This is a genomic window from Actinacidiphila sp. bgisy167, from assembly GCF_057707665.1.
Genome location: NZ_JBYIQP010000007.1, coordinates 96,140 through 118,638 on the forward strand (window position 1 = coordinate 96,140; position 22,499 = coordinate 118,638).

General features: G+C 73.3%; 21 protein-coding genes and 2 tRNA genes. 13 read left to right on the forward strand and 10 right to left on the reverse strand.

What is annotated here, in order from left to right; genetic code table 11:
* Positions 1 to 240 precede the first annotated feature (240 nt).
* Together AC3ET4_RS04680 and AC3ET4_RS04685 are read right to left on the reverse strand one after the other, a co-directional pair.
* Positions 241 to 1,473, reverse strand: a complete 1,233-nt coding sequence (locus AC3ET4_RS04680) for a M6 family metalloprotease domain-containing protein (protein ID WP_431946178.1) — start codon at positions 1,471 to 1,473, stop codon at positions 241 to 243.
* A gap of 4 nt (positions 1,474 to 1,477) precedes the next feature.
* Positions 1,478 to 2,683, reverse strand: coding sequence for a M6 family metalloprotease domain-containing protein (locus AC3ET4_RS04685; RefSeq protein ID WP_431946180.1), 1,206 nt, complete (start codon positions 2,681 to 2,683; stop codon positions 1,478 to 1,480).
* A gap of 360 nt (positions 2,684 to 3,043) precedes the next feature.
* Here AC3ET4_RS04685 and AC3ET4_RS04690 point away from each other — a divergent pair, with 360 nt between their 5' ends.
* A complete protein-coding gene (locus AC3ET4_RS04690) occupies positions 3,044 to 4,978 on the forward strand; it encodes a putative bifunctional diguanylate cyclase/phosphodiesterase (RefSeq protein WP_431946182.1) in 1,935 nt (644 codons plus the stop codon).
* A gap of 66 nt (positions 4,979 to 5,044) precedes the next feature.
* Complete coding sequence (locus tag AC3ET4_RS04695; protein ID WP_431946184.1) at positions 5,045 to 6,136, forward strand: LLM class flavin-dependent oxidoreductase; 1,092 nt, start codon at positions 5,045 to 5,047, stop codon at positions 6,134 to 6,136.
* A 63-nt stretch (positions 6,137 to 6,199) separates the two neighbouring features.
* On the opposite strand, the gene AC3ET4_RS04700 is transcribed toward AC3ET4_RS04695, so the two are convergent.
* Complete coding sequence (locus AC3ET4_RS04700; RefSeq protein ID WP_431946186.1) at positions 6,200 to 6,547, reverse strand: DUF1330 domain-containing protein; 348 nt, start codon at positions 6,545 to 6,547, stop codon at positions 6,200 to 6,202.
* 190 nt (positions 6,548 to 6,737) lie between these two features.
* Entirely contained in the window at positions 6,738 to 8,222 is a 1,485-nt protein-coding gene (locus tag AC3ET4_RS04705; RefSeq protein ID WP_431946188.1) for an NAD-dependent succinate-semialdehyde dehydrogenase, read from the reverse strand.
* A 478-nt stretch (positions 8,223 to 8,700) separates the two neighbouring features.
* On the opposite strand from AC3ET4_RS04705, the gene AC3ET4_RS04710 reads away from it, so the two are divergent.
* Entirely contained in the window at positions 8,701 to 9,456 is a 756-nt protein-coding gene (locus AC3ET4_RS04710) for an IclR family transcriptional regulator (RefSeq protein WP_431946190.1), read from the forward strand.
* Positions 9,457 to 9,530: 74 nt separating this feature from the next.
* Here AC3ET4_RS04710 and AC3ET4_RS04715 read toward each other — a convergent pair.
* Both AC3ET4_RS04715 and AC3ET4_RS04720 read right to left on the reverse strand, forming a co-directional pair.
* Positions 9,531 to 9,603, reverse strand: a tRNA-Lys gene (locus AC3ET4_RS04715).
* A gap of 748 nt (positions 9,604 to 10,351) precedes the next feature.
* On the reverse strand, positions 10,352 to 11,071 hold the full coding sequence (locus AC3ET4_RS04720) for a hypothetical protein (RefSeq protein WP_431946192.1): 720 nt from the start codon (positions 11,069 to 11,071) through the stop codon (positions 10,352 to 10,354).
* On the opposite strand from AC3ET4_RS04720, the gene AC3ET4_RS04725 reads away from it, so the two are divergent.
* Both AC3ET4_RS04725 and AC3ET4_RS04730 read left to right on the forward strand, forming a co-directional pair.
* Positions 10,997 to 11,353 (forward strand): LuxR C-terminal-related transcriptional regulator, encoded by a 357-nt coding sequence (locus AC3ET4_RS04725; protein ID WP_431946250.1) that lies wholly within the window; start codon positions 10,997 to 10,999, stop codon positions 11,351 to 11,353. The genes AC3ET4_RS04720 and AC3ET4_RS04725 overlap by 75 nt on opposite strands.
* Positions 11,316 to 11,388: transfer RNA gene (locus AC3ET4_RS04730), tRNA-Lys, on the forward strand. The genes AC3ET4_RS04725 and AC3ET4_RS04730 overlap by 38 nt, the downstream gene beginning before the upstream one ends.
* 288 nt (positions 11,389 to 11,676) lie before the next feature.
* Here AC3ET4_RS04730 and AC3ET4_RS04735 read toward each other — a convergent pair.
* Positions 11,677 to 12,747: a Gfo/Idh/MocA family oxidoreductase gene (locus tag AC3ET4_RS04735; RefSeq protein ID WP_431946194.1), complete on the reverse strand. Its 1,071-nt coding sequence runs from the start codon at positions 12,745 to 12,747 to the stop codon at positions 11,677 to 11,679.
* A 55-nt stretch (positions 12,748 to 12,802) separates the two neighbouring features.
* Between AC3ET4_RS04735 and AC3ET4_RS04740 the strand changes: the two genes are divergently transcribed.
* A complete protein-coding gene (locus AC3ET4_RS04740; protein WP_431946196.1) occupies positions 12,803 to 13,960 on the forward strand; it encodes an ROK family transcriptional regulator in 1,158 nt (385 codons plus the stop codon).
* A 55-nt stretch (positions 13,961 to 14,015) separates the two neighbouring features.
* Positions 14,016 to 15,026, forward strand: a complete 1,011-nt coding sequence (locus AC3ET4_RS04745; RefSeq protein ID WP_431946198.1) for a hypothetical protein — start codon at positions 14,016 to 14,018, stop codon at positions 15,024 to 15,026.
* A gap of 127 nt (positions 15,027 to 15,153) precedes the next feature.
* Here AC3ET4_RS04745 and AC3ET4_RS04750 read toward each other — a convergent pair whose 3' ends face one another.
* A complete protein-coding gene (locus tag AC3ET4_RS04750) occupies positions 15,154 to 16,170 on the reverse strand; it encodes a helix-turn-helix domain-containing protein (RefSeq protein WP_431946200.1) in 1,017 nt (338 codons plus the stop codon).
* A 281-nt stretch (positions 16,171 to 16,451) separates the two neighbouring features.
* Here AC3ET4_RS04750 and AC3ET4_RS04755 point away from each other — a divergent pair, with 281 nt between their 5' ends.
* Entirely contained in the window at positions 16,452 to 18,092 is a 1,641-nt protein-coding gene (locus AC3ET4_RS04755) for a carboxylesterase/lipase family protein (RefSeq protein WP_431946202.1), read from the forward strand.
* Between the two features lie 103 nt (positions 18,093 to 18,195).
* On the opposite strand, the gene AC3ET4_RS04760 is transcribed toward AC3ET4_RS04755, so the two are convergent.
* A complete protein-coding gene (locus AC3ET4_RS04760) occupies positions 18,196 to 18,975 on the reverse strand; it encodes an HAD-IIA family hydrolase (RefSeq protein WP_431946204.1) in 780 nt (259 codons plus the stop codon).
* Positions 18,976 to 19,165: 190 nt separating this feature from the next.
* On the opposite strand from AC3ET4_RS04760, the gene AC3ET4_RS04765 reads away from it, so the two are divergent.
* Positions 19,166 to 20,089, forward strand: a complete 924-nt coding sequence (locus AC3ET4_RS04765; RefSeq protein WP_431946206.1) for a hypothetical protein — start codon at positions 19,166 to 19,168, stop codon at positions 20,087 to 20,089.
* Between the two features lie 3 nt (positions 20,090 to 20,092).
* Entirely contained in the window at positions 20,093 to 20,737 is a 645-nt protein-coding gene (locus AC3ET4_RS04770; protein ID WP_431946208.1) for a class F sortase, read from the forward strand.
* Between the two features lie 26 nt (positions 20,738 to 20,763).
* Here AC3ET4_RS04770 and bcp read toward each other — a convergent pair whose 3' ends face one another.
* The gene (gene bcp / locus AC3ET4_RS04775) at positions 20,764 to 21,231 is read right to left on the reverse strand and encodes a thioredoxin-dependent thiol peroxidase (RefSeq protein ID WP_431946210.1); all 468 of its coding nucleotides are present in this window, start codon (positions 21,229 to 21,231) and stop codon (positions 20,764 to 20,766) included.
* Between the two features lie 100 nt (positions 21,232 to 21,331).
* Between bcp and AC3ET4_RS04780 the strand changes: the two genes are divergently transcribed.
* The 3 genes from AC3ET4_RS04780 (at position 21,332) to AC3ET4_RS04790 (ending at position 22,426) form a co-directional block, all read left to right on the forward strand.
* The gene (locus AC3ET4_RS04780) at positions 21,332 to 21,655 is read left to right on the forward strand and encodes a DUF3618 domain-containing protein (RefSeq protein ID WP_431946212.1); all 324 of its coding nucleotides are present in this window, start codon (positions 21,332 to 21,334) and stop codon (positions 21,653 to 21,655) included.
* Between the two features lie 10 nt (positions 21,656 to 21,665).
* Entirely contained in the window at positions 21,666 to 22,004 is a 339-nt protein-coding gene (locus AC3ET4_RS04785) for a GroES family chaperonin (RefSeq protein ID WP_026251892.1), read from the forward strand.
* A gap of 101 nt (positions 22,005 to 22,105) precedes the next feature.
* Complete coding sequence (locus tag AC3ET4_RS04790; protein ID WP_431946214.1) at positions 22,106 to 22,426, forward strand: DMT family transporter; 321 nt, start codon at positions 22,106 to 22,108, stop codon at positions 22,424 to 22,426.
* The last annotated feature ends 73 nt before the right edge of the window (positions 22,427 to 22,499 follow it).

The window sequence follows — 22,499 nt, forward strand, 5'->3', positions numbered from 1 at the left end:
GGGACGCAGGGCAGGACCGGACCGCACGGAGCGGCGGCGGTTCCCGCGCCGGCCCGGCCCTCGGCGCTGCGGGGGCTGCTGGTGCTGTGGTGCGCACGACACGGTGGCGAACGTGCGCGACACCGGGCGAAGGCACGGCTGGCCCGGTGTCCGTCGGCGGACGCCGGGCACCGCAGAACCGATCCGGTGGAACCGCGGACCCCGCCCTCCGGGAGGCCGCCGTCACCGCCGGGACGCACCTCAGGGACGGTCCCACAGAGGGCGCGCGTTCGTGATCCGCACCGTCCAGCCCTCGTCGTGCGGGTCCCGGCCGAGGACGTCGACGGTCAGCCCGCGGGCCCGGTCGGTGAAGCGCTCTCCGGAGGAGAACGGGGCGTCGTTGAGCGCGTTGAAGGTGGCGCTGCTGTACTCGCAGGCGGTGGTGCGCGGGTGGGCGTCCTCGACGGTGACGGGTCCGTGCCCGGAGTCGACGTCGGTGCGCACCTGGTAGATCAGCACTCCCTCGCGGCAGGCCTCGTTGTCGTTGCCGCGTGCGGCGCGCGCCTCGACGACGTACGCCCGGGTCCGTCCCAGGGGGATGACGGCCGCCTTGCGGCCGCCGGCCACCTCGACCGGCGTCAGATGCACCGACCGGGCGCCCGGATCGCGGACGCAGACGACCTGCCAGTCCTCCAGCCAGCCCAGCCGCCACTTGTGCCAGGCGAAGAGGTCGCCCTGCAGCCCCCAGTCCAGCGACATGCCGTCCCACTGGCCCGCGAGGGCGTCGGTGCGCACGAAGTCCTCGACGGAGTACAGGTCGGGCAGCCCAAAGGCGTGGCCGTTCTCGTGGCTGAGCACCCGTGCGCCGGACTGGTCGTGGCCGTAGACGAGGGAGACCCGGTCCAGGCGGGTGCCGTCGTCGGTGGTGGCGGCCGAGGCCCCGGTCCAGGTCACCGACAGCACGGCCTCCTCGGCGGGCGGCCCGGCGTTGGGTGTCACCAGGACGTTGATCAGGTCGTAGCCGGAGAAGTCGATCGTCCGGTCGGCGACGCGCAGCAGGTCCCGCATCATGGCCGTGTGGGTGCGCCAGCCGTAGCCGCGCCCTATCCCGTAGGAGTGGAAGGGCCGCGGCATACGGAGGTAGCGCAACACCGGCGTGGAGACGTAGCGCAGCTTCCCGTACGAGGCGCGGTAGAACCAGTGCCGCACCGCGGGGAAGAACTCGCTGTAGCGCTCGGCGGCGCTGTAGGGGGCGGGTTTGTCGGGGAAGTCGACGAGCAGCGTCAGCGCCCGCACCTCGCCGGTGGCCCGGGCGAACTCACGGCCGTCGGCGCCGCCGAACCCCTCGGACATCGTCACGCCGGGGGCGGCACGCAGCGCGCAGGGACGGTCCGCCGGCGGGGCCGCGGCGGGCGCGCCCTCGGGGACGGCGGCGCTGCCGGAGGCGAGGAGGAACACCGAGGCCAGGACCGCGAGCGCCCGGGGACCGCGCATCGCATCAGCCCTGGGTGACCTGGACGGTCCAGGATCCGTCGGAGTGCCGGCCCACGACGTGGACGCGCGCCGACCGGCCGAGGATGTGGGTCTCCCCCGCCCGCAGGGGCGCGTCGGCGAGCGGCGGGTACACCGAGGACTCCTGGCAGCCGTCGCTGCCCGGATGGGCGTCGATGACGTCGACGGGGCCGTCGCCTGACGACACGTCGGCGCGGACCCGGTACATCAGCACGCCCTCGCTGCAGGTGAGGCGGTCGTTGCCGACGGCGGCGCGGGCCTCGATGGCGACGACGCCCTCCAGTCCCGCGGGCAGCACCAGCAGTTTGGTGCCGCCGGGCTGTTCGACGGGGCTCAGGCGGAAGGTGTGCGTGCCGCTCTCGGTGACGCAGCGGACCTGCGGCGGCCGGAGCCAGCCCAGCTTCCACTTGTGCCAGGCGAACAAGTCGGGTGACAGGCCGAATTGACTGCCCATGAGGTCCCAGTCCCCGACGTGGGTGTCCCAGTCGGCGCTGCTGCCGCGCGGCGGCCGGTAGTAGAGGTCGGGCAGGTCGAAGGCGTGCCCGGTCTCATGGGCCAGCACGTTGATGTCCGGCGGGTGGCCCTCGAAGACGGTGACGAAGCGGTGCAGGTCCGCGCCGTCGATGCGGACGGGCCTGCCCAGGTTGACCACCTTGGTCGCGTCCGGGTCGACGCCGGGTGCGTCGGGGTCGGCAACGAGGTAGACGATCCCGTACCGGGAGAAGTCCACCTGCGCGTCGGCCGCCACCACGGCGTCCCGCAGATAGCGGGCGCGCAGGTCGGGGTGCCAGTCCCGGCCGATGCCGTACGCCGTGGAGGCCTCGGGCATGCGCAGCCAGTACGGCAGGAGGCGCGGCCGCAACCGGAACGAGCCGTACGAGGCCCGGGCGAAGAAGTCGGCGGTGGCCGGGAAGTGGTCGGACGCCAGTTCGCCGGGGCTGAGGGTGGGAACGGCGTCGGGGAACGCCAGGAACACCATCAGGGCGTCAACCTCGCCGTCGGGCCGCGGGTAGGCCGCGTTCCAGGCGCTGACGCCCTCGGAGTGGTGCGCCCGGGTGCGCGGGAGGGCGCACAGCGAGGAGTCGGAGCCCCCGGCCGCGGGGCCGGTGACCAGCGTCCACGCGACGACGGCCGCGAAGACGCTGACAGCGGCGATGACCGCCCGGAGCCCGTCGGGGGCATGCCCGTGCACGCTCCGGCGGAACCGCCGATGCGCACGTATGGGTAGCCCTGACAGCGGCACATGGACCTCCCGTACGGGGTCGGGACACCCACATCACGCTGATATGGTTTGCTCGGATTTGCCCTGTTATGCTGCGCCGCTCGGATGACCATCCGATCACTACAGTGCGTGATGGGTGACAGAAAGCGGTCAACGAAGCGCAGCGGCCATTCACAAACGATCGAAATCGCGGCGCGCGTGCCGAGAATCACCACGACGGCGGTGGCCGCGGCATTTCCGCAACGTCTATGATCGGCACATTTCCAGCATGAACGCCGCCTCCTGGCGGTCCATCGATTACTCCACGACCATGTGTGCGAGACGACAGCTATGCGGGAGCCAGCGGTGGGCGGACCCTCGGGAGGCCCGGACCTCGAACCCGAGGCGACGGGTACGGCGGTCACCGAGCGTCACGCTCCGGCCCCGGAAAGGTCGGCATCGGAGGTGCGCGACTACCGCGCCGCCTTCTCCCTGGCCCGCCTGCCGATGGCACTGGTCGGCGCCGACGGCCGGGTCCGCGAGGCCAACGCGGCGCTCGGCGCCCTGCTCGGCGCGGACCCGTTGCGGCTCACCGCCCGCGCCGCGGCGGAGCTGGTCGGCCTCGCCGGCGGCGAGGCGCCCCCGCCCGAGCGGAGCCCGGAGTACGCCGAGTACGAGGATGTGCTGAGCGGACGGCGCGGGGAGCTGCGCCGCACCAGACCCGTACGCGGACCGGACGGGCGCACGGTCTGGGCCGAGGTCGTCGTGGTGCCCGTGCCCGGCGGCGTCCTGATGTCCGTGGAGGACCTCGGCGAGACCCGCGACCTACGCGAGCAGTTGCGGCACTTGCGGATGCACGACCCGGTCACCCGGCTGCCCAACCGGCAGTTGTTCTTCGAGCGGCTGGCCACCGCGCTGGAGGGCTCCGAGAGCCGCACCGGCCGGATCGGCCTGTGCTACCTCGACCTCGACGGGTTCAAGGCGATCAACGACACCCTGGGGCACCGGGTCGGCGACCGGCTGCTGAAGGCGGTCGCCGGCCGGCTCTCGGACTGCGCGGCCCGCCTCGGGCGGGGCGGGACGCTCGTCGCCCGGCTGGGCGGCGACGAGTTCGCCGTCCTCGTCGAGGACTCCACCGGCACCGGACAGGCCACCGGGCTCGCCGAATCCCTGCTGACCGCGCTGCAGCCGCCCTTCGACCTCGCCGGGCAGCGCCTGGCGGTCTCGGCCAGCATCGGCGTCGTAGAACGCGAGGCCGCCGGCGCCACCGCCACGGGCATCATGCAGGCCGCGGACACCACGCTGTACTGGGCCAAGGCCGACGGCAAGGCCCGCTGGACGCTCTTCGACCCGGAGCGCAACGCACACCGGATGACCAAGCAGGCACTGTCCAGCACCCTGCGGCAAGCCGTGGAGCGCGGGGAGTTCGCCCTGGAGTACCAGCCGCTGGTGGAGCTCGGCACCGGCAGTCTGCGCGGGGTCGAGGCCCTGGTGCGCTGGCAGCACCCGCACTTCGGGCGGCTCGGGCCGAACCGGTTCATCCCACTGGCGGAGGAGAACGGCTCCATCGTCCAGCTGGGCCGCTGGGTGCTCGCCGAGTCGTGCCGCCAGGCCCGGCAGTGGCAGAAGGACTGGCCGGACGACCCGATCTTCGTCAGTGTCAACGTGGCCGTGCGCCAGGTCTGGGACTCCGACCTGGTCGCCGACGTCGCGGAGATCCTCGACGACACCGGGCTGCCGGCCGGACTGCTGCAACTGGAGCTCACCGAATCGGCGGTGATGGGCTCGGCCGGCCGCCCGCTGCAGGCCCTGCACGCCCTGCAGGAGATGGGGGTGCGCATCGCCATCGACGATTTCGGCACCGGCTACTCCAACCTGGCCTACCTCAGCCGTCTCCCGGTCTCCGCGCTCAAGCTCGACGGCAGCTTCGTGCACGGCTTCCGTGACAGCCTGCACCCCAACCCGGCCGACGAGACGATCGTCGAGGCACTGGTGCAACTCGCGCACCGGCTCGGGCTCACCGTCACCGCCGAGTGCGTGGAGAACGCCGAGCAGGCGGAACGGCTGCGCCGGATCGGCTGCGACACCGGGCAGGGGTGGCTCTACTCGCGCCCCGTGCCGGCCGAGGGGATCGCCGCGCTGCGCGTCCCCGGGCCCTGCCCGGGACAGGGCCCGGGGCCGGACCCGGGGCCGGACCCGGGGCCGGAGGCCGGGCCCGACCGGGGGCCTGACCTGCGACCCGGCCCCGGCGACGGCTGCGGCTCGGCCCCCGGCTCCGGGGAATAGCCCGCGCCGGAATCCGGTTGACCGCTGCCGTAGGCGAGGAACCGGCGCAGGAGGCGACGCACGCACGTGGACACGAACGACCCGATACGAGGCACCGTCCTCGGCAGCGCACCCGTACCGCTCTCCGTCCTCGACCTCGTGGGTGTCGGCAGCGGCCTGACCGCGAGGGACGCCCTCGTCGCCGGGGTCGCGCTCGCCCGGCTCGCCGAAGCCCGCGGCTACCACCGCTACTGGGTCGCCGAGCACCACTCGATGCCCGGGGTGGCGTCCTCCTCCCCCGCCGTGATCCTGGCCCACCTCGCCGCCCACACCGAGCGGATACGCCTCGGCTCCGGCGGCGTCATGCTGCCCAACCACGCACCACTCGTCATCGCCGAGCAGTTCGGCACCCTGGAGGCCCTGGCACCGGGCCGCGTCGACCTCGGCCTCGGCCGCGCCCCCGGCACCGACGGCGCCACCGCCGCCGCGCTGCGCCGCACCGACCGGCTGAACGAGGGCGCCGACGACTTCCCGCAGCAGCTCGCGGAGCTCATCCGCTTCCTGGACGACGACTTCCCCGACGGCCACCCCTACGCCCGCATCCACGCCATCCCCGGCCCCGTGCAGGGCACCGTCCCGGGCGGTGTGCAGTCGGCAGCCCGCCCGCCGATCTGGCTGCTCGGCTCCAGCACCTTCAGCGCCCGGCTGGCCGCCGTGCTGGGACTACCTTTCGCCTTCGCACACCACTTCTCCGCGGCCAACACCGAACCCGCACTGGAGATGTACCGCAGGAACTTCCGCCCCTCGCAGGTGCTCGCCGAGCCCTACGCCCTGATCGGCGTCTCGGCGCTGGCCGCGGAGGACGAGAAGGACGCCTACCTGCAGGTGCTCGGCGGCGCCCTGGGCATGCTGCGCCTGCGGATGGGACGCCCGGGCCTGCTGCCCTCCCCCGAGGAGGCGGCGGCCTACGAGTTCGGCCCGGCCGAACGGGACTTCGTCGACGCCTGGCTCGGCAATGTGGTGTACGGCACGCCGGACGCGGTACGGGACGGCCTGGACGCGCTGGTGCGCCGTACGGGCGCCGACGAGCTGATGATCACGGCCAACGCCCACACGCCTTCGACACGGCTGCGCTCCTACGAGCTCATCGCCGACGCGTACGGCCTGCCCGGCGCCTGACGACCCGGGACGCCTCCACCGCCTACGCCGTGTGCGGGCCTGGGCCCGCGCCCGGGCTTCCGCCTACTCGGTCGGCAGGCTCGCGCGCATGGCCTCGGCGGTGGCCGACGCGTCGTAGTTCTCGGGGACGCCTTCGACCAGGATGATGTCGCCCCTGATGTGCCGTGAGCGCAGTGGGGCGATCTCCTGGTACGCGGGCGAGTCCCACCAGGCCCTCGCCTCGGCGATCCCGGGGAAGCCGATCACCACGACGTGCCCGGGCCAACTGCCCTCTTTCACCTCGTGCTGGGCGGCGTGCACGAGGAAGCGGCCGCCATGCGGCTCGAAGGTGGCGGTGACGCGCTCGATGTACTCGAGGACCTCGCGGTGCGGGGCGGCCTCCTGCAAGTGCGCTATGGCGTACGCGGGCATGGTGTCCTCCGGTCGGTCGGGCTCCTGTCCCGCCGATCATGGCACACGGATCAGGGGTGACGGCCCGTCGGCAAGGGCCTGCACGGCGACCTCGTCGCCGGGAAACTCCCCGTTGCTTCCCGCCCGTTCGCCGGCAGAGCGCGGAGACCGGCCGGGGGCACGGGCCGTCGAGGACCCGTGCGGCCCCGGATCAGACGTCGACCGCCACATACCTGGTCTCCAGGTACTCGTCGATCCCCACGGCCCCGCCCTCGCGACCGATCCCGGACTGCTTGACTCCACCGAAGGGCGCCGCCGGCGTGGAGACGACGCCCTTGTTGAGTCCGAGCATGCCCGTCTCCAGCTCCTCGGCATACCGGATCCCGCGCCGCAGGCTCTCGGTGAAGACGTAGCCGACGAGGCCGAACTCGGTGTCGTTGGCCATTCGGATCGCCTCGTCGTCGTCCTCGAAGGTGACGACCGGCGCGACCGGGCCGAAGATCTCCTCCCGGAGCATCGCCGCGTCCGGCGGCACGTCGGCCAGCACGGTCGGCGGGTAGAAGTACCCGGGGCGGTCCGAGAGCGGGGCGCCGCCGGTGACGGCGCGGGCGCCGGCCGAGACGGCGTCGCGCACCAGGCGGTCCACCTTGTCCAGGCCCGCCCCGTCGATGAGCGGGCCGACCTGGGTGCCCGGCTCGCTGCCGCGGCCGACGACCATGGAGCCCAGCTTCTGCGCGAGGCGCCCGGTGAAGGCCTCGGCCAGCTCGCGGTGGACGTAGATCCGGTTGGCGGCCGTACAGGCCTCGCCGATGTTGCGCATCTTGGCGATGGCGGCGCCCTCGACGGCCTTCTCCAGATCGGCGTCACGGCAGACGACCAGGGGGGCGTTGCCGCCCAGCTCCATGGAGGTGCGCAGCACCTGCCGCGCGCTGAGCTCGATGAGCTTGCGTCCGACCTCCGTGGAGCCGGTGAAGGAGAGCTTGCGCAGGCGTGGGTCCTCCGTCAGGGGGCCGCTGATCTGCGCGGGCCGTGAACTGGTGAGGACGTTGAGCACCCCGTCCGGCAGCCCGGCCTGGCCGAGGATCTCGGCGAGGGCGAGCATGGACAGCGGCGTCTGGTGGGCCGGCTTGACGATCATGGTGCAGCCGGCCGCGACAGCGGGACCGATCTTGCGGGTGCCCATCGCCATGGGGAAGTTCCACGGAGTGATCAGCAGCGCCGGTCCCACCGGCCGGCGCATCACCCAGATGCGGCCGTTGCCGTCGGGCGCGGTGCGCCAGCCGCCCTCGATCCGCACCGCCTCCTCGGAGAACCAGCGGAAGAACTCGGCGGCGTAGAGGACCTCGCCGCGCGACTCGGCGACCGGCTTCCCCATCTCCAGGGTCATCAGCAGGGCGAGGTCGTCCTGCCGCTCCACGATGAGTTCGAAGGCCCGGCGCAGGATCTCGCCGCGCTCACGCGGGGCCGTGGCCGCCCATCCCTCCTGCGCGGCGGCCGCGGCGTCCATGGCCGCTTCGGCGTCCTCGGCGCCGGCGTCCGGAACGGCGCACAGCGGCCGCGCGGTGGACGGATCCTCCACCTCGTACTCGCGACCGTCGCTCGCCGGCCGCCAGCGGCCGCCGACGAGCAGGGCCTTGGGCACCCGCTCGACGACCATCTGCTCGCGCTTGCCGTTCCCTTCGGTGCTCTCGCTCATGGCAGCTCCCTGCCTCCCGCGTCACGAGGACGTTCCGCACATCGGGTACCCCACCAGATTCGCATGGATGCCCCCGGCACGCCGGGGTCGGCGCGGCGCTCGCGCGCGGCGTGCGGCCCGTCCCTCGCGCGGCGGGGCGCGAGGGGGCGCGCAGAGGCGTGGCGGGGCGCACTGGGGCAGGCGCGAGGCGCTCCCGCCGGAGCACGGTCGCGGCTCCGCGAAGCCGAGCGGAACGGACGCGCTGCCCCGGCACGGCGGCCCTTCCGAAGATTGGGCGATGCCTCAGGCATATGCCAGAGTGGCGCGTTCCTGCATATACGTGTGCGGCGCCCTCCATAAAGCACCAACAACGCCTACTGCAAAGGACATTGAGGCTATCGTGGAATCCGACCCGACTGCCGGGCCGGCTGACCTGACCAGCAGCCGCGACCGGCAGCCGCAGCAAGCACGCAGACGGTCACACCTGTAGGGGGACACCGTGGCGCTTGAGTACCGACAGGTCGCGCCGGTCCACGCCGTCCAGCACGCCCTGCGCGTGCTGGAGACCGTGGACAAACACAGGCACGGCGTCACCGCCGAGCAACTCGCTCGCGAGATCGGGGTGCCCATCGGCTATCTCGGCCGACTCCTCGCGATGCTCAATCGCGAGCGCTATCTCAACGCCCTGCCCGGCGGTGGGTACGCGGTCGGCGAGTCGCTCGTCCTGCTCGGCAGCGCCAGCCGCGACCTGGCGCTCGGCGAGAAGATCAAGAGAATCCTCATGGCCCTGCGCGACGAGGTCGGCGCCGCCGTCTACTTCAGCCGCTACGACGACGGCGAGGTCAAGATCGTCGACTTCGCGGACGGCCCGGAGGCGCCCAAGGTCAACGAGTGGGTGGACTTCCGCTTCGCCGCCCATGCCAGCGCGGTCGGCAAGTGCCTGCTCACCCAGCTCGACCACAACGGACGCCGGGACCACCTGTCCCGGCACAAGACGGTACGGCTCACATCCCGGACCACGATCAACGAGAAGGTGCTGCTGACCAAGCTGGACAGCCAGCCCGCCAGCGCGCCCACCCTGGACCTGCAGGAGTACGCGATCGGCACCGTCTGCGCCGCGATCCCGATCACCGTCGGGGCCTCGGTCGGCTGCCTCGCCCTCTCGCTACCCGTCACCCAGGCCCACCGCCTCAAGGGCGCGGCCGACACGCTCAACGAGCGCGCGGCGCCGGTGCTGCTCTCGCTGGCCCTCTGAGGCCTGCGGCGCAACCGCGTCCACCGGGACACGCACGAGGGCGCCTCTCCCGAAGGAGGGGCGCCCTCTCGCTGTGCGCCGCCAGGGACTCGAACCCCGAACCCGCTGATTAAGAGTCAGCTGCTCTGCCAGTTGAGCTAGCGGCGCGTGCAGAACAATCATACGGGGTCCGAGGGGGTGCTCATGACCACGCACCCGGGCCGGGAGGCCCCGGCCCGGATCCGGCCCGGAACCGGCCCCCGCACCGTCGCGCGTCCCGAGCGGCGACGCTCCGCACGCGGGCATGCTGATGGGCCCGGCAAGAGGGGGGAGGTATGCCGGGCCCATCAGCGTGGGGGGAGGGGGTGTGGCTATGGGGGTGATGTTGTCTTTGGGGGCCTGCCCACCGGGTTCACCAGGTAAGGTCGCTGGCAACCGCCCAGGTGAGGTCACCCGGCATGGGCTGAGCGGACGCTGTGGCCGCTCCGATCAGCCCCAATGAAATGGTGGCTACGACACCCACCACGGCACGAATGACGTTGCGGCGAATCGATGACATGGCAGACCTGTCCAGTAGGTTGAGCTGGGGTTTTACGGGACCGAGGGAGCTACTCCGATCTGGAGGAACCGTACGGCTGACTGAATTCTGTCGGATCACGAGCCGCTGGTCTGTAGTTTTCCCGTTCCGGATTCGGACATGGCCCTATGCGGACACATGGGACCGGATGACCCCCGAAGGGTCCATACGGCAGCCCTGCACCGTAACCTGATCGATGCCCGGGGGTGACGTGAAGCATTGGGGGTGCCTACAGTGACCGACGACGACCTCCTGCGCGCCAGAGCGCAGGAACTGTACGCCCTAGCTCTGGCGGACGCCGACTGGACGCCCGAGAGCGTCTGTTCACTCACCGGCTGGTCACGCGCCGAACTCGACGACGCCCTCCGCACCCTCGCGGCCCTCGGCCTCACCACCGCGTTCCCCTCCTCCCGTAGCGGCTGGTCGGTGCACTCCCCCGCGACGGCGATGGCCCAGCTCATCGAGGGCAGCCGGCGGCGCACCGAGGAACTGGTCAGGACGATCACGGACGCCCACGCGGCGCTCAGCCAGGTGGCCGGCGAATTTCAACCAGTGCACATGAGGCACTTGGCGGAGGCTCGGATCGAGGTCGCCGCCCAGCCCGCGCAGATCGCGGCGATCCTCGACGAGGGGGCCAGTACCGCCACGACCGAGATCCTCTCGATGCACCCCACTGTGCCGGGGGAGATCCCCCTGTTCAAGGCCGACGACCGCAACCGCGAACTCTTCAACCGCGGAGTCCGGCAACGTTCGATCTACCTCGCCACGGCAGCAGCCGTGCCGAATGTCCGGGCACACCTGAGGACTTACGCCAACGACGGCGGCGAGGTCCGGACGGCCGCGACGCTGCCCATGAAACTGATCATCGTCGACCACACGCTCGCCGTCGTGCCGGCCCTGGGCCTCGACGAGCGGGCCGGCGACGGGGCCGAGGGCTCCGCCATGGTCCTGCGGAGCCCCGCCATGGTGGCCGTGCTGCGGCAGATGTTCGAGCACTGCTGGGCGGCCGCCTCGGACCTGTTCACCGACGACGTCGGCGCCGCGCCCGTCGCGCGGCACCGGGAGGTCGTACGGCTGCTCGCCTCGGGCCTGACGGACGAGGCCATCGGCCGGAAGCTGGGCCTGTCCGACCGCACGGTGCGGCGGATAGTGGCCGAGCTGATGCAGCAGATAGGGGCCGACAGCCGGTTCCAGGCCGGAGTCAAGATGGTCCGCCTCGGCTGGCTGGACGATGATCCCGCGCTCCTCGAGGACGCGGTCCAGAGCACCTCCGCCGGTCAGGTAGGATCCTCTCTGTCGATGAGCGCCGCTAGCTCAACTGGCAGAGCAGCTGACTCTTAATCAGCGGGTTCGGGGTTCGAGTCCCTGGCGGCGCACAGCGAAAGGGCGTCCCTCCTCCAGGAGGGGCGCCCTCGTTCGTGTGTGCGGCAAGGGCGGCGTCCCGGTCGAGTCGGTGCGAAGATGGCCCGTAACGATGGTTGTGGGAGCTCTACGCGGGGCTCACGAGGAGGCCATGCGCGCGCACGATCCGCCGCCCGGCACGGGCAGGCGGGCCCGGCCGAGTCCGGGGGCAGGTCGATGAAGCGCACCGGCACCGCGCGACCGGCGCCGAGCAGGGGCCGGCCGGCTCGCGCCACCCCGGCTCGGGTGCAGGGCTCAGCGCGTCATGCCGTCGGCGTGAGCCGTACGGTCCGCCCCTCGCGGGCCGATGCGGCGGCGGCCTCGATGACGGTGAGCGCGGCGGCGGCCTCGCGGGCCGTGACCGGCGGGGCGGTGCCGTCGCGCAGGGCGGCGGCGACGGCGGCGTAGTACGCGGGGTAGTCGCCCGGCAGGGTCGGTACGGAGCGCAGGTCGCCGCCCGCCCCCAGCACGCCCCACTCGGCCTCCGGTTCCGCGCCCCACGCCTCGCCGGGCGCCGGGCGGGCGCCGTCGCGCAGGTCGGCCTCCTGCGGGTCCAGGCCGTGCTTGACGTATCCGGCGGCGCTGCCGAGCACCCGGAAGCGGGGGCCGAGCTGCGCGGTGGTGGCGCTCATCCACAGGTGCGAGCGGACGCCCCCGGCGTGGGTGATCGCCACAAAGGCGTCGTCGTCCACCTGCGCTCCCGGCCGGCGCGCGTCCAGCTCTCCGTACACCGAGACGGCCGGCCCGAAGAGGGTGAGCGCCTGGTCGACGAGGTGGCTGCCGAGGTCGTAGAGCAGACCGCCGACCTCGGCCGGGTCGCCGGACTCGCGCCAGCCGCCCTTGAGGCTGGGCCGCCACCGCTCGAAACGGGACTCGAAGCGCCACACCTCGCCCAGTTCACCGCGCTCCAGCAGGCCGCGCAGGGTGAGGAAGTCGTTGTCCCAGCGGCGGTTCTGGAAGACCGAGAGCAGCAGACCGCGCTCGTCGGCGAGGTCGGCGAGGGCGAGCGCCTCGGCCGCGGTGCCGGCGACCGGCTTGTCGACGACGACCGCGAGCCCGGCCTCCAGGGCGGCGGTCGCCAGCGGGACGTGGGTCCTGTTCGGCGAGGCCACGACGACCAGGTCCAGCTCGCCGGCGCGCTTCCACAGCTCGTCCGGCCGGTCGGCCAGGCGGACGTCCGGGTACTCGGCGCGGGCCTGCGCCTGGCGCTCCGGGTTGCCGGTGACGACGGTGTCCAGGACGAGGCCGTCGGTGGTGGCGATCAGCGGGGCGTGGAAGACCGAGCCGGCCAGACCGTAGCCGACCAGAGCGACGCGAAGAGGTGCGGAAGACATGCGCCCACTTAAGCAACGCTGTTGCCAAAGCGCAAGGGAGTCCGACAATGGAGAGGTGAACAGGGGAAACTCCGGGGCCAACCTGCCCGCGCTGCGCAGCCACAACACCGCCCTCGTGCTGGGCCTGCTGCGGACGGCGACGGCCGGTGGCGGAAGGGGCATCAGCCGTCTGGAGCTGGCCGAGCGCACCGGGCTCACCCCCCAGGCCGTCAGCAAGATCACCGCGCGGCTGCGTGCCGACGGGCTGGTCGACGAGGCCGGACGGGGCGCCCCCACCGGAGGCAAGCCGCGCACCCTGCTGCGGCTGGCGCGCCGCGCCCGGTTCGCCGCCGGAGTGCACCTGGACCGTGACGAACTGACCGTCGTGCTCACCGATTTGGCGGGCGGCGTGGTGGACGCCAGGACCGTCCCGCTGGATCTCGGCCGCCCGGCCGAGGAGGTACTGGAGGCGGTGGCCGGACTGGTCCGGACGGCTGTCGACGCGACGCCCGGCGCCAAGGGCGCTCTGCTGGGCGCCGGGCTCGCCTGCCCGGGCCCGCTCGACCACGCCGCGGGGGTGCTGCACCGCGTCACGGGCCTGCCGGGGTGGGACGGCTACCCGCTGCGCGACGCGCTGGCCGAACGCCTCGGGCTGCCGGTCGTGCTGGACAAGGACACCAACGCGGCGGCCCTCGCCGTGCTCCCGCCGGGCGCCGGAGGCGAAGCGACCGCGGGAGGCGCCGGCACGGGGGCGGTCCCGGGCGCCGGGGACTCCTTCGGCTACCTGCACCTGGGCACCGGCCTCGGCGCGGGCCTCGTCCTCGACGGCACCCTGCACCGCGGCGCCCGCACGGGCGCCGGGGAGTTCGGCCACCAGGCCGTCGCCCTGGACGGCCCGCCGTGCGCCTGCGGCAACCGGGGCTGCCTGGAGGCGCTGTGCCTGGCCGCCGTCGGCCGCGGAGAGACGGCGGAGGCCGCGCGGCTGCTCGGCGTGGGCGCGGCGAACCTGGTCTCCCTGCTGGACATCGACCGGGTGGTGCTCGGCGGCCGTACGGTGCTGGCCGACCCGGGGCTGTTCGTACGCGAGGTGGCCGCCGCCATGGACCCGCGCACGATGCGCGCGGCCGGCCGCACCGTACCGGTCACCGTCGCCCCGGCCGGGCGGCGCGCGGTGGCCGAGGGAGCGGCGCTGCTGGCGCTGGCCCCCCTCTTCGGCCAGACGGCGGTGCGTTGACCGCCCGTACGGGTGAGCGGCCGGCCGGCGCCGCGTCGCGCGGTGATATCAGCGGATGACCGTGAGAGCTTCGCTGTCCATGAGGTGGTGCAGCGCTCCGGCCGTCAGTCGTCTTGCCGTCACGGCGGCCGCGGCCCTGGCTGCGGTCCCCCCGGCCCCGGCAGCCGCGGAGCCCTTCCCGGTCACCGCCCGGCTGCTGGGCGGCCCCCCCGCCTACACGGCGGGAGCCGCGCCCCGGGAGTTGCGGGTGGAGCTGGAGAACACCTCGCACGATCCGCTGCGGGACGTCCACCCGGTCCTCGTCTTCGTCGACCGCGGGCGCGCGCTGGCGGCCGAGCAGATCCGGCTGGAGTACCGTGCGCCGGCACCCGTCGCCGGCGCCGGGAGCACACCGGACCGCGTATGGCGGCCGGTGGCCGTCGAGCACACGGACAACGACGAGAACATCGCCGTGGTGGGCGGCGAGGACGGGCCCGGCACCACGCTGCCTCCGGGGCGCAAGGTGGCGATCGCCCTGCGGCTGCGCTTCACGGCGGCCGCCTCCGCCGGACCGGTCACGGCGTCGGCCACGGTCATGGAGCGCCGCGGCCGGGACGGCGACTGGGTCGGGGAGTCCGCCGGCTACGACTTCGACGTCCTGCCGTCACCGGACGCCGCGGCCGGGCCCCGGCCTCCGGACCCGGGCCGCACCGGCGAGGAGCGACGGCCCGACGACGGAGACGGGGCCGGGGACGGGAATGACGGGGGCACGGGCACCGGCCCCGGCGAGAACCCGGGCACGGCCCCGGCACCGCGCCCCTCCGCAGGCACCGGGGCCGGCGCGAGGCCCGGACCCGGCGCCGGAGCGGGGCCGGAAGCGGGGCCGGAAGCGGGCCGGGGCGGCTCCCGTCCCGGAACGGGAGCCGCCCCGGGCGAGCGGGGCAAGGACGACGGGACCGGCCCCGGCACCCTCCCGGGCCTCGCCGCCACGGGCGACCAGCACCGGGCGCCCGCGCTGGTGCTCACGGGCGCCGGGGTGCTCATGGTGATGGGCGGGGCGGCCCTGAGGTTCAGCCGCCGGGGGTGAGGCGGGCACAACGGGGGCGGCCCCGTCTCGAGGCCGCCGCGCTCCCGTGCTCGACGTCCCGCAGACCCGCCTCCGGGAACACGAGCCGCCGAGCCGCGCCGGACCCCGGACCTCCCACGTGCCCCGTTCAGCGCCGTCTCCCCGGGCTCCCGCTCTTGGACGGGGCTCCCGCGGCGGTCGAGCCCGTCGGCACGGACGGCATGGAAGCCGTCGAAAGCGAAGGCGTCGAAGGTGTCGCGCCGGCGGTCGAGAGCGCCAGCCCGTCCGTCAGCCACTGGTGAGCCACCGTCATGTTCAGCACACGCCCGCCGGTGACCGTGCCGACCAGCGCCCAATAACGTTCCAGACGCGGGTCGAAGCCGGACGACCTCGACACCAGCTCATGCAGGTGCGCACGGAATGCGGGGGTGTCCGCCTCCCGGCGGGCCCTCGCGTGGGCGGACACGAAGGCGTCCACCGCATCCCCCGGGCCGGGTGGCAGACCCAGGGCCACAGCGGTGGCCGTCAGCGCGGCGGCCTCGTCGACCTCCTGGTAGAAGGCCGGGGCGTCCCTCATCTCCTCGGCGTGGTCCTGGGTCCAGCGGGTGAAACCCGGCGTGGAGATGAGCAGATGGAGCTCGGCATAGGCCAGGACCGTGGTCGCGTCGGGGTCCTGCGGCGGCTCGGGCGACAGCATCGCGACCATGATGTCGAGTCGGCGCCTGGGCATGGCCGCGGGCAGCTCGCGGTACCAGTGGTCGGTGAGGGTGCGCCGCGCCTGCGGAAGCCGCGGCACGCGGGAGAGGACCTCCAGGCGCCGCAGGCGTTCCTCGCCCGGGCAGTCGTCCAGGGACTCGAGGGTGGCCTGGCGCCAGCGCAGTTCGGTCAGCCGATCCTGCACCGTTTCCAGCTCGGCCGTCACGAACTCGCCCAGGGTGCGCTCGCCGGTGACCACCTGGGTGATGGCGGCGATCGGGGTGCCCAGCGCCCGTAAGCGCCGGATGAGATGGATCCGCTCCCACGCCTCGGGACCGTAGCGCCGATGACCACCCGCGCTGCGGCCGGCCACGGGCAGCAGACCGCTGTCGGAGTAGTAGCGGAGGGTCTTCACCGAGACCCCCGTGCCGGCCGCGAGCTCGCCGATGCTCCATGTGTCGTGCGTCACGGTCTCTTGAACCTCCAGCGCGCGGGAGCTCCTAGCGTAGTGAGCACTGACCGGGTCGGCCCGCACCGCTCCCCGACCAACTCGCGCCCCGTCACGGCCGAACCGGCCTCGTGCGGGCCCCACCGGTCCGTGCCGCTCGTGCGGCCCCGTCCGATCCCCTCCGACGAAGAACGGTGGGTACCTCCATGTCCTCGACCATGTCCCCAACGGCCCCGGCCACGTCCCCGACCACGTCTCCGGCCGCGCCGGCACCGCGGTCGAGCCCGGGAGCACTGCTCCGCGTGCTGTTCCTCCCCCTGCTCTGCGCGGCGGCGCTGATCGCGGCCACCGCCGTACCGGCGAACGGCGCACCATCCCGTTCCCCGGTCTCCGCGCGGCAGAGCGGTCCCGTCGTACGGACCGACCACGGCCTGGTCCGCGGAGTGTCGCACGGCTCGTACGCCACCTTCGACGGCGTTCCCTACGCCGCGCCGCCGACCGGACCGCTGCGCTGGCGTCCCCCGGCGCCCGTCGCCGCGTGGCACGGCGTCAGGGACGCGACGACGGCGGCTCAGCGCTGCGTGCAGATGCCGGAACCGGGTGCGGGCGCGGTTCTCGGGTCGGAGGACTGCCTGTATCTCAACGTCACGGCGCCCACGCGCAAGCCGGCGGGGCAGAAGCGCCCCGTGCTGGTGTGGCTGCACGGGGGCGCTTTCCTGGGCGGTTCCGGCGGTGACTACAGCGCCGCGGACCTCGCTGTCCGGGGTGACACGGTCGTCGTCACGGTCAACTACCGGCTGGGGATCTTCGGTTACTTCGGCCACCCCGGCCTGGGCGCCGCCCCTCCGTTCGGCCTGGCGGACCAGCAGGCCGCCCTGCGCTGGGTACGGGCGAACGCGGAGCACTTCGGCGGCGATCCGGGCAGGGTCACGCTGTTCGGTGAGTCCGCGGGCGCCCTCGGCATCTGCGCGCACCTCACCTCGCCGTCCGCTGCCGGGCTCTTCCAGCGGGCCGTGCTCCAGAGCGGTTCCTGCCTCATGTCCTTCCCCCGCGGCGCCCTCGGACCCGGAACGCCTGCGTACGAGCCGTTCGCCGCAGAGCGCGACGTCCAGGCGGCCGGCGCGGAAGCCGGCCGGCAACTGGGCTGCGCGATGGGCGGCGAGAAGGAGGAGCTGGCCTGCCTGCGCGGGCAGAGCACGGACCGTCTCGCCACCGCGCAGCTGATGCAGTCCTTCAACCGGCCCGCCTACGGCAACACGCTGCTGCCCGAGGCGCCGGAACAGGCGCTGGCGTCGGGACGCTTCCACCGCGTACCGGTCCTCCAGGGCACCAACCACGACGAGATGCGGATGTTCGTCGGCCTGTCGCTCGCCGCGTTCCCGATCCGGACCGAGAGCGACTACCGGGCCCGTCTGGTGGACGCCTTCGGGTCCGCGGCCCCGGCCGTCGAGGCGGCGTACCCGGCGGCGGACCACCCCACGCCCGCACTCGCCTGGGCCGCGGTGCTCACCGACCGGTCCCTGACCTGCACCACCCTGGCAGCCGGCCGGGCCATCGCCGCCCACGCCCCCCGCCTCCCCCTGTACGGCTACGAGTTCGACGACCCGAACGCCCCCGTCCTCTCCGGGCTGCCGGCGAACCCGGACTTCCCCTACGGTGCGGCGCACGGGTTCGAGATGCCGTTCCTGTTCTCCGCCTTCCCCACCGAGCGGCCGCTGACCGACACCCAGCGCGCCCTGGCGGACCGGATGGTCGGCTACTGGACCAGCTTCGCGCACACCGGCGACCCGAACACCCCCGGCGCCCCGCTTTGGCCGCTGCTCCGCGCTTCGTCACCTCACGCGCGGTCGGTGCAGTCGCTGGCTCCGGGGCCAGGGGGGATCCGGCCCGTCGACGCGTACACCGCGCACCACTGCTCGTTCTGGGACCGCCTGCCTCGGTGAGCCCCGCCAGATCCGTCGAAGCGGCGGGCCAACGGCACACCGACCCGCGGACGCGCGCACGTCCCCCGGCCCCCCCATCCGTCGGGGCCGGGGGCGGACCTCGTCAGACGAGGTCGACGAGGTCAGCGATGGAGTTCACGACGGTGGTCGGCCGGTAGGGGAAGCGGTCGACGTCGCCCGCCTCGGTCAGGCCGGTCAGCACCAGGAAGGTCTGCATCCCCGCCTCCAGGCCCGCCAGCACGTCGGTGTCCATGCGGTCGCCGATCATGGCGGAGGTCTCGGAGTGCGCGCCGATGGTGTTGAGGCCGGTGCGCATCATCAGCGGGTTCGGCTTCCCGACGAAGTAGGGGTCCTTCCCGGTCGCCTTCGTGATCAGAGCGGCCACCGAGCCGGTGGCCGGCAGCGCCCCCTCGGGCGAGGGCCCGGTGTTGTCGGGGTTCGTGGCGATGAACCGGGAGCCGGCGTTGATCAGGCGGATCGCCTTGGTCAGGGCCTCGAAGGAGTAGGTCCGGGTCTCGCCGAGGATCACGAAGTCCGGCTCGTGGTCGGTCAGCACATAGCCCGCGTCGTGCAGGGCGGTGGTGAGCCCCGCCTCGCCGATGGCGTACGCCGTCCCGCCGGGATGCTGGTCGTCCAGGAAGCGGGCGGTGGCCAGCGCCGAGGTCCAGATGTTCTCGGGCGGCACGTCCAGGCCGATGCGGCTGAGCCGGGCCGCCAGGTCGCGAGGGGTGTAGATCGAGTTGTTCGTCAGGACGAGGAACGGACGGCCCGAGTCACGCAGCCGCTTGATGAAGGCGTCGGCGCCGGGCACCGGGACGCCCTCGTGCATGAGGACGCCGTCCATGTCGGTGAGCCAGGATTCGATGGGCTTGCGTGCTGTCATGGCTGCGGACTCTAGTCCGGCCGGGTGACCTGTGCACAGGAGCGCCTTGTCCGCCCTGTTCCCCGAACCGGGCGATCTCCCGACCCGTCCGGAGCACCACCGCATGCGAGGGCCCGCGCGGGAAGGGACCTTCGGAGGACCGGGGCGACCGATCCGACGGCATGAGCCCGGGTGAGTGGAGGTAGTGATCATGGGCTCAGTCATGGGGGCCGCCCGCGTTCCCTTGTGCGCCGCCGCCGCGGCGACGTTGATCGCTCTCTGCGGCCCCGCCGCGCTGGCTGACGACGGCCGGGACGACTCCGGCGGCCCCACGCTCCGGTTCGGCGGCGGAGGCGGGGGCGACGAGGACGAGGACGGCGGCTCCCTCCTGCAGTTCGGCAGGAACAACAACGACGACGACAACGACGGCAACGATGACGATGACGAGCGAGAGGGGCGCGGTGACAGCGGCCGCGACGCCCCCGTACGGGACGACGACGATGACGACGGCCCGGACGGCGTGGGCGGAGTCGGAGGAGTCGGAGGAGTCGGCGGTGTTGGCGGCGTGGGCGGTGTTGGCGGCGTGGGCGGTGTTGGCGGCGTGGGCGGTGTTGGCGGCGTGGGCGGCACCGGCGGCGTGGGCGGCACCGGCGGTGTTGGCGGTGTGGGCGATGCCGGAGGGGTCGCAGGAGTCGGCGGCGTCGGCAGCGGCCCGGTGAGGATCACCCCCGGCACGGCCGGCCCCGGCGGCGACGTCGATGTCCGCACGGACCAGTGCGACCGGGCCAAGACCGGCACCGTCAGCTCCTCCGCGTTCGTCACCCCGGTCACGCTCGCCCCGGCGAGCGACGGCGGGATGTACGCCTCCGCGGTCGTCCGCTCCGGGCTGACCCCGGGCTCCTACCGGGTCTCCATCACCTGCGACGGAAAGTCCCACGAGGGCACGTTGGAGGTCACCGAGGCCGCCTCCGGCTTCCCCTCCGCGCCCGTCCCCGCGGGCGGCGGCGCCATGGCGGACCACCAGGCCGCCGCGGAGCAGCAGCCGGCGGGCGTGCCCGGCGTCGTGGCGGCCGGGGTGCTGGCCGTGGCGGGGGCAGCGGGACTGGTGACGCACCGACGCCGCACCCGGGACTGACCCGTGCAGGGACGTACCGTCGCGGCCCTCGCGGCCGCCGTGGTGCTCTGCGCGGCGTGGCTGAAGGGCTACGTCGACCCGGTCCTGCCGGGCTCCGAAGGGGGCCCCGCGCCCGCGGCGACCACGCAGGCCGGGTCCGTGGGGCGGCCCGCGCAGCTCTACGCCGCACACACGCCGCTCCCCCCGGCGCGGCCGCTGCGGATCGACATCCCCTCGGCCGGCATCCACGCCGACCTGGTGGAGCGCGGGCTCACCGCCGACGGCGCGGTGGACCCGCCGCCGTACAGCACGCCGGACGTGGCGGGCTGGTACGGGCGCGGTCCGGCTCCCGGCGACGCCGGGGCGGCACTGATCGTCGGTCATGTCGACACCCGCACCAAGGCGGCGGTCTTCTACGCCCTGAGCACGGTCACGCAGGGCGACCTGGTGGAGATCACCCGCTCGGACGGCTCCGTCGCCGAGTTCGCCGTCGAGGGAGTGGAGATCGTCGACAAGAAGGGCTTCCGGCCCGACCGGGTGTACGGCTCGGGGGTCCGCCCCGAGCTGCGGCTGATCACCTGCGGCGGCACCTTCGACGCCGCCACCCAGTCCTACTCGGCGAACGTCGTGGTGTACGCGGCGCTGACCGGCTCGCACACCCGGGCGTGACGACCCGGGCAGCGGGGCGGCGGAGGTCAGACCCCCAGATCGCGCAGGAGCTTGGCGACGTGTCCGGTGGCCTTGACGTTGTACCAGGCGTGCTCGACCTCGCCCTGCTCGTCGACGACGACGGTGGAACGGATCACGCCGGTCACCACCTTGCCGTACAGCTTCTTCTCGCCGAAGGCGCCGTACGCGGTCAGCACCGACTTGTCGGGGTCGGCGAGCAGGGTGACCTTCAGGGACTCCTTCTCGCGGAACCTGGCGAGCTTCTCCGGCTTGTCGGGCGAGATCCCGATGACGTCGTAACCGGCGTCGGCGAGGACGTCGAGGTTGTCGGTGAAGTCACAGGCCTGCTTGGTGCAGCCGGGCGTGAGGGCGGCCGGGTAGAAGTACACGATGACCTTGCGGCCGGCGCGTCCGGCGAGGGAGACCTCGTTGCCGTCGGCGTCGGGAAGGGTGAAGGCGGGGGCGGTGTCGCCGGGCTGGAGGCGCTCACTCATGGTGCAGTTCTCCGGTTCGGGGTGCCGACGGGCGTCGGCACGGACGGGCTGACAGACTGTCTGCACGGTACCGGTCGACAAGGACGAGGGAGGCGGAGCAGTGTCGGATGGCAGGAGCCCTGCACAGATCGAGGCGGACATCGCTCTCAGGCGGCAGGCGCTGGCCGCGACGCTGGACGAGATCGCGGTGCGGATGCACCCGAGCACGATCGCGGCGGACGCCAAGGCGAAGGTCGCCTCCGTGGTGGACCGCACCGCGGGCCGCGCGTATGTGGCGGTGAACCGCGGCGTGACCGAACTGCGGGGCCACTTCGTTTCACAGGACGGCGCGCCCCGCGTGGAGCGCATCGTGCCGGTCGGGGTGGCGGCGGTGGCGCTGGTCGCCGTGGTGGCCGGGCTCTCGCTGCGTCGGCGTCGCCGGTAACGTCATACCTGTGAGTTCGAATACGCATGACAAGCTTCCCATCCGCATGCTGCACGACCGCGTGCTGGTGCGCTCCGACGTCCCCGAGGGCGAACGGCGCTCCGGCGGCGGCATCCTGATCCCCGCCACGGCGGCCGTCGGCAAACGGCTCGCCTGGGCCGAGGTGGTGGCGGTGGGACAGAACGTACGGACCGTGGAGGTCGGCGACCGGGTGCTCTTCGACCCGGAGGACCGCGCCGAGGTCGAGGTGCGGGGCACCGCCTATGTGCTGATGCGGGAACGCGACCTGCACGCGGTGGCGGCGGAGCGGCTGCAGGGCTCGGAGGACTCCACCGGCCTGTACCTCTGATTTGCTATCGTCGGGCCCCACCCTGACGAGACGCGCCGTACCAGGGCCCATGCAAAGACGACGCACCCCCTGTCCCCCCAAGGATCTCGGAGGTGCCCGCCATGGCATGGGTCCTGTTGTGTGTCGCCGGCCTGCTCGAGGTCGCCTGGTCGATCGGCCTGAAGTACACCGACGGCTTCACCAGGCTGTGGCCCAGCGTCGGCACGGGACTGGCGATCGTGGCGAGCATGCTGCTGCTGTCGTACGCGGCCCGGACGCTGCCGATCGGCACCGCCTACGGAGTGTGGGTGGGGATCGGCGCGGCCGGTGCGGCCGTCCTCGGCATTCTGGTGCTGGACGAGCCCGCGACCGCCGCCCGGATCTTCTTCATCTGCCTGCTGCTGGTGTCCGTGGTCGGCCTGAAGGCCACCTCGGGGCCCTGAGGGGCGCGCCAGCGCCTGGCTCACCCCCCTCTGCCCTGGCCTGACGGCCTGGCCCGCCCGGACAGGAGCCGTA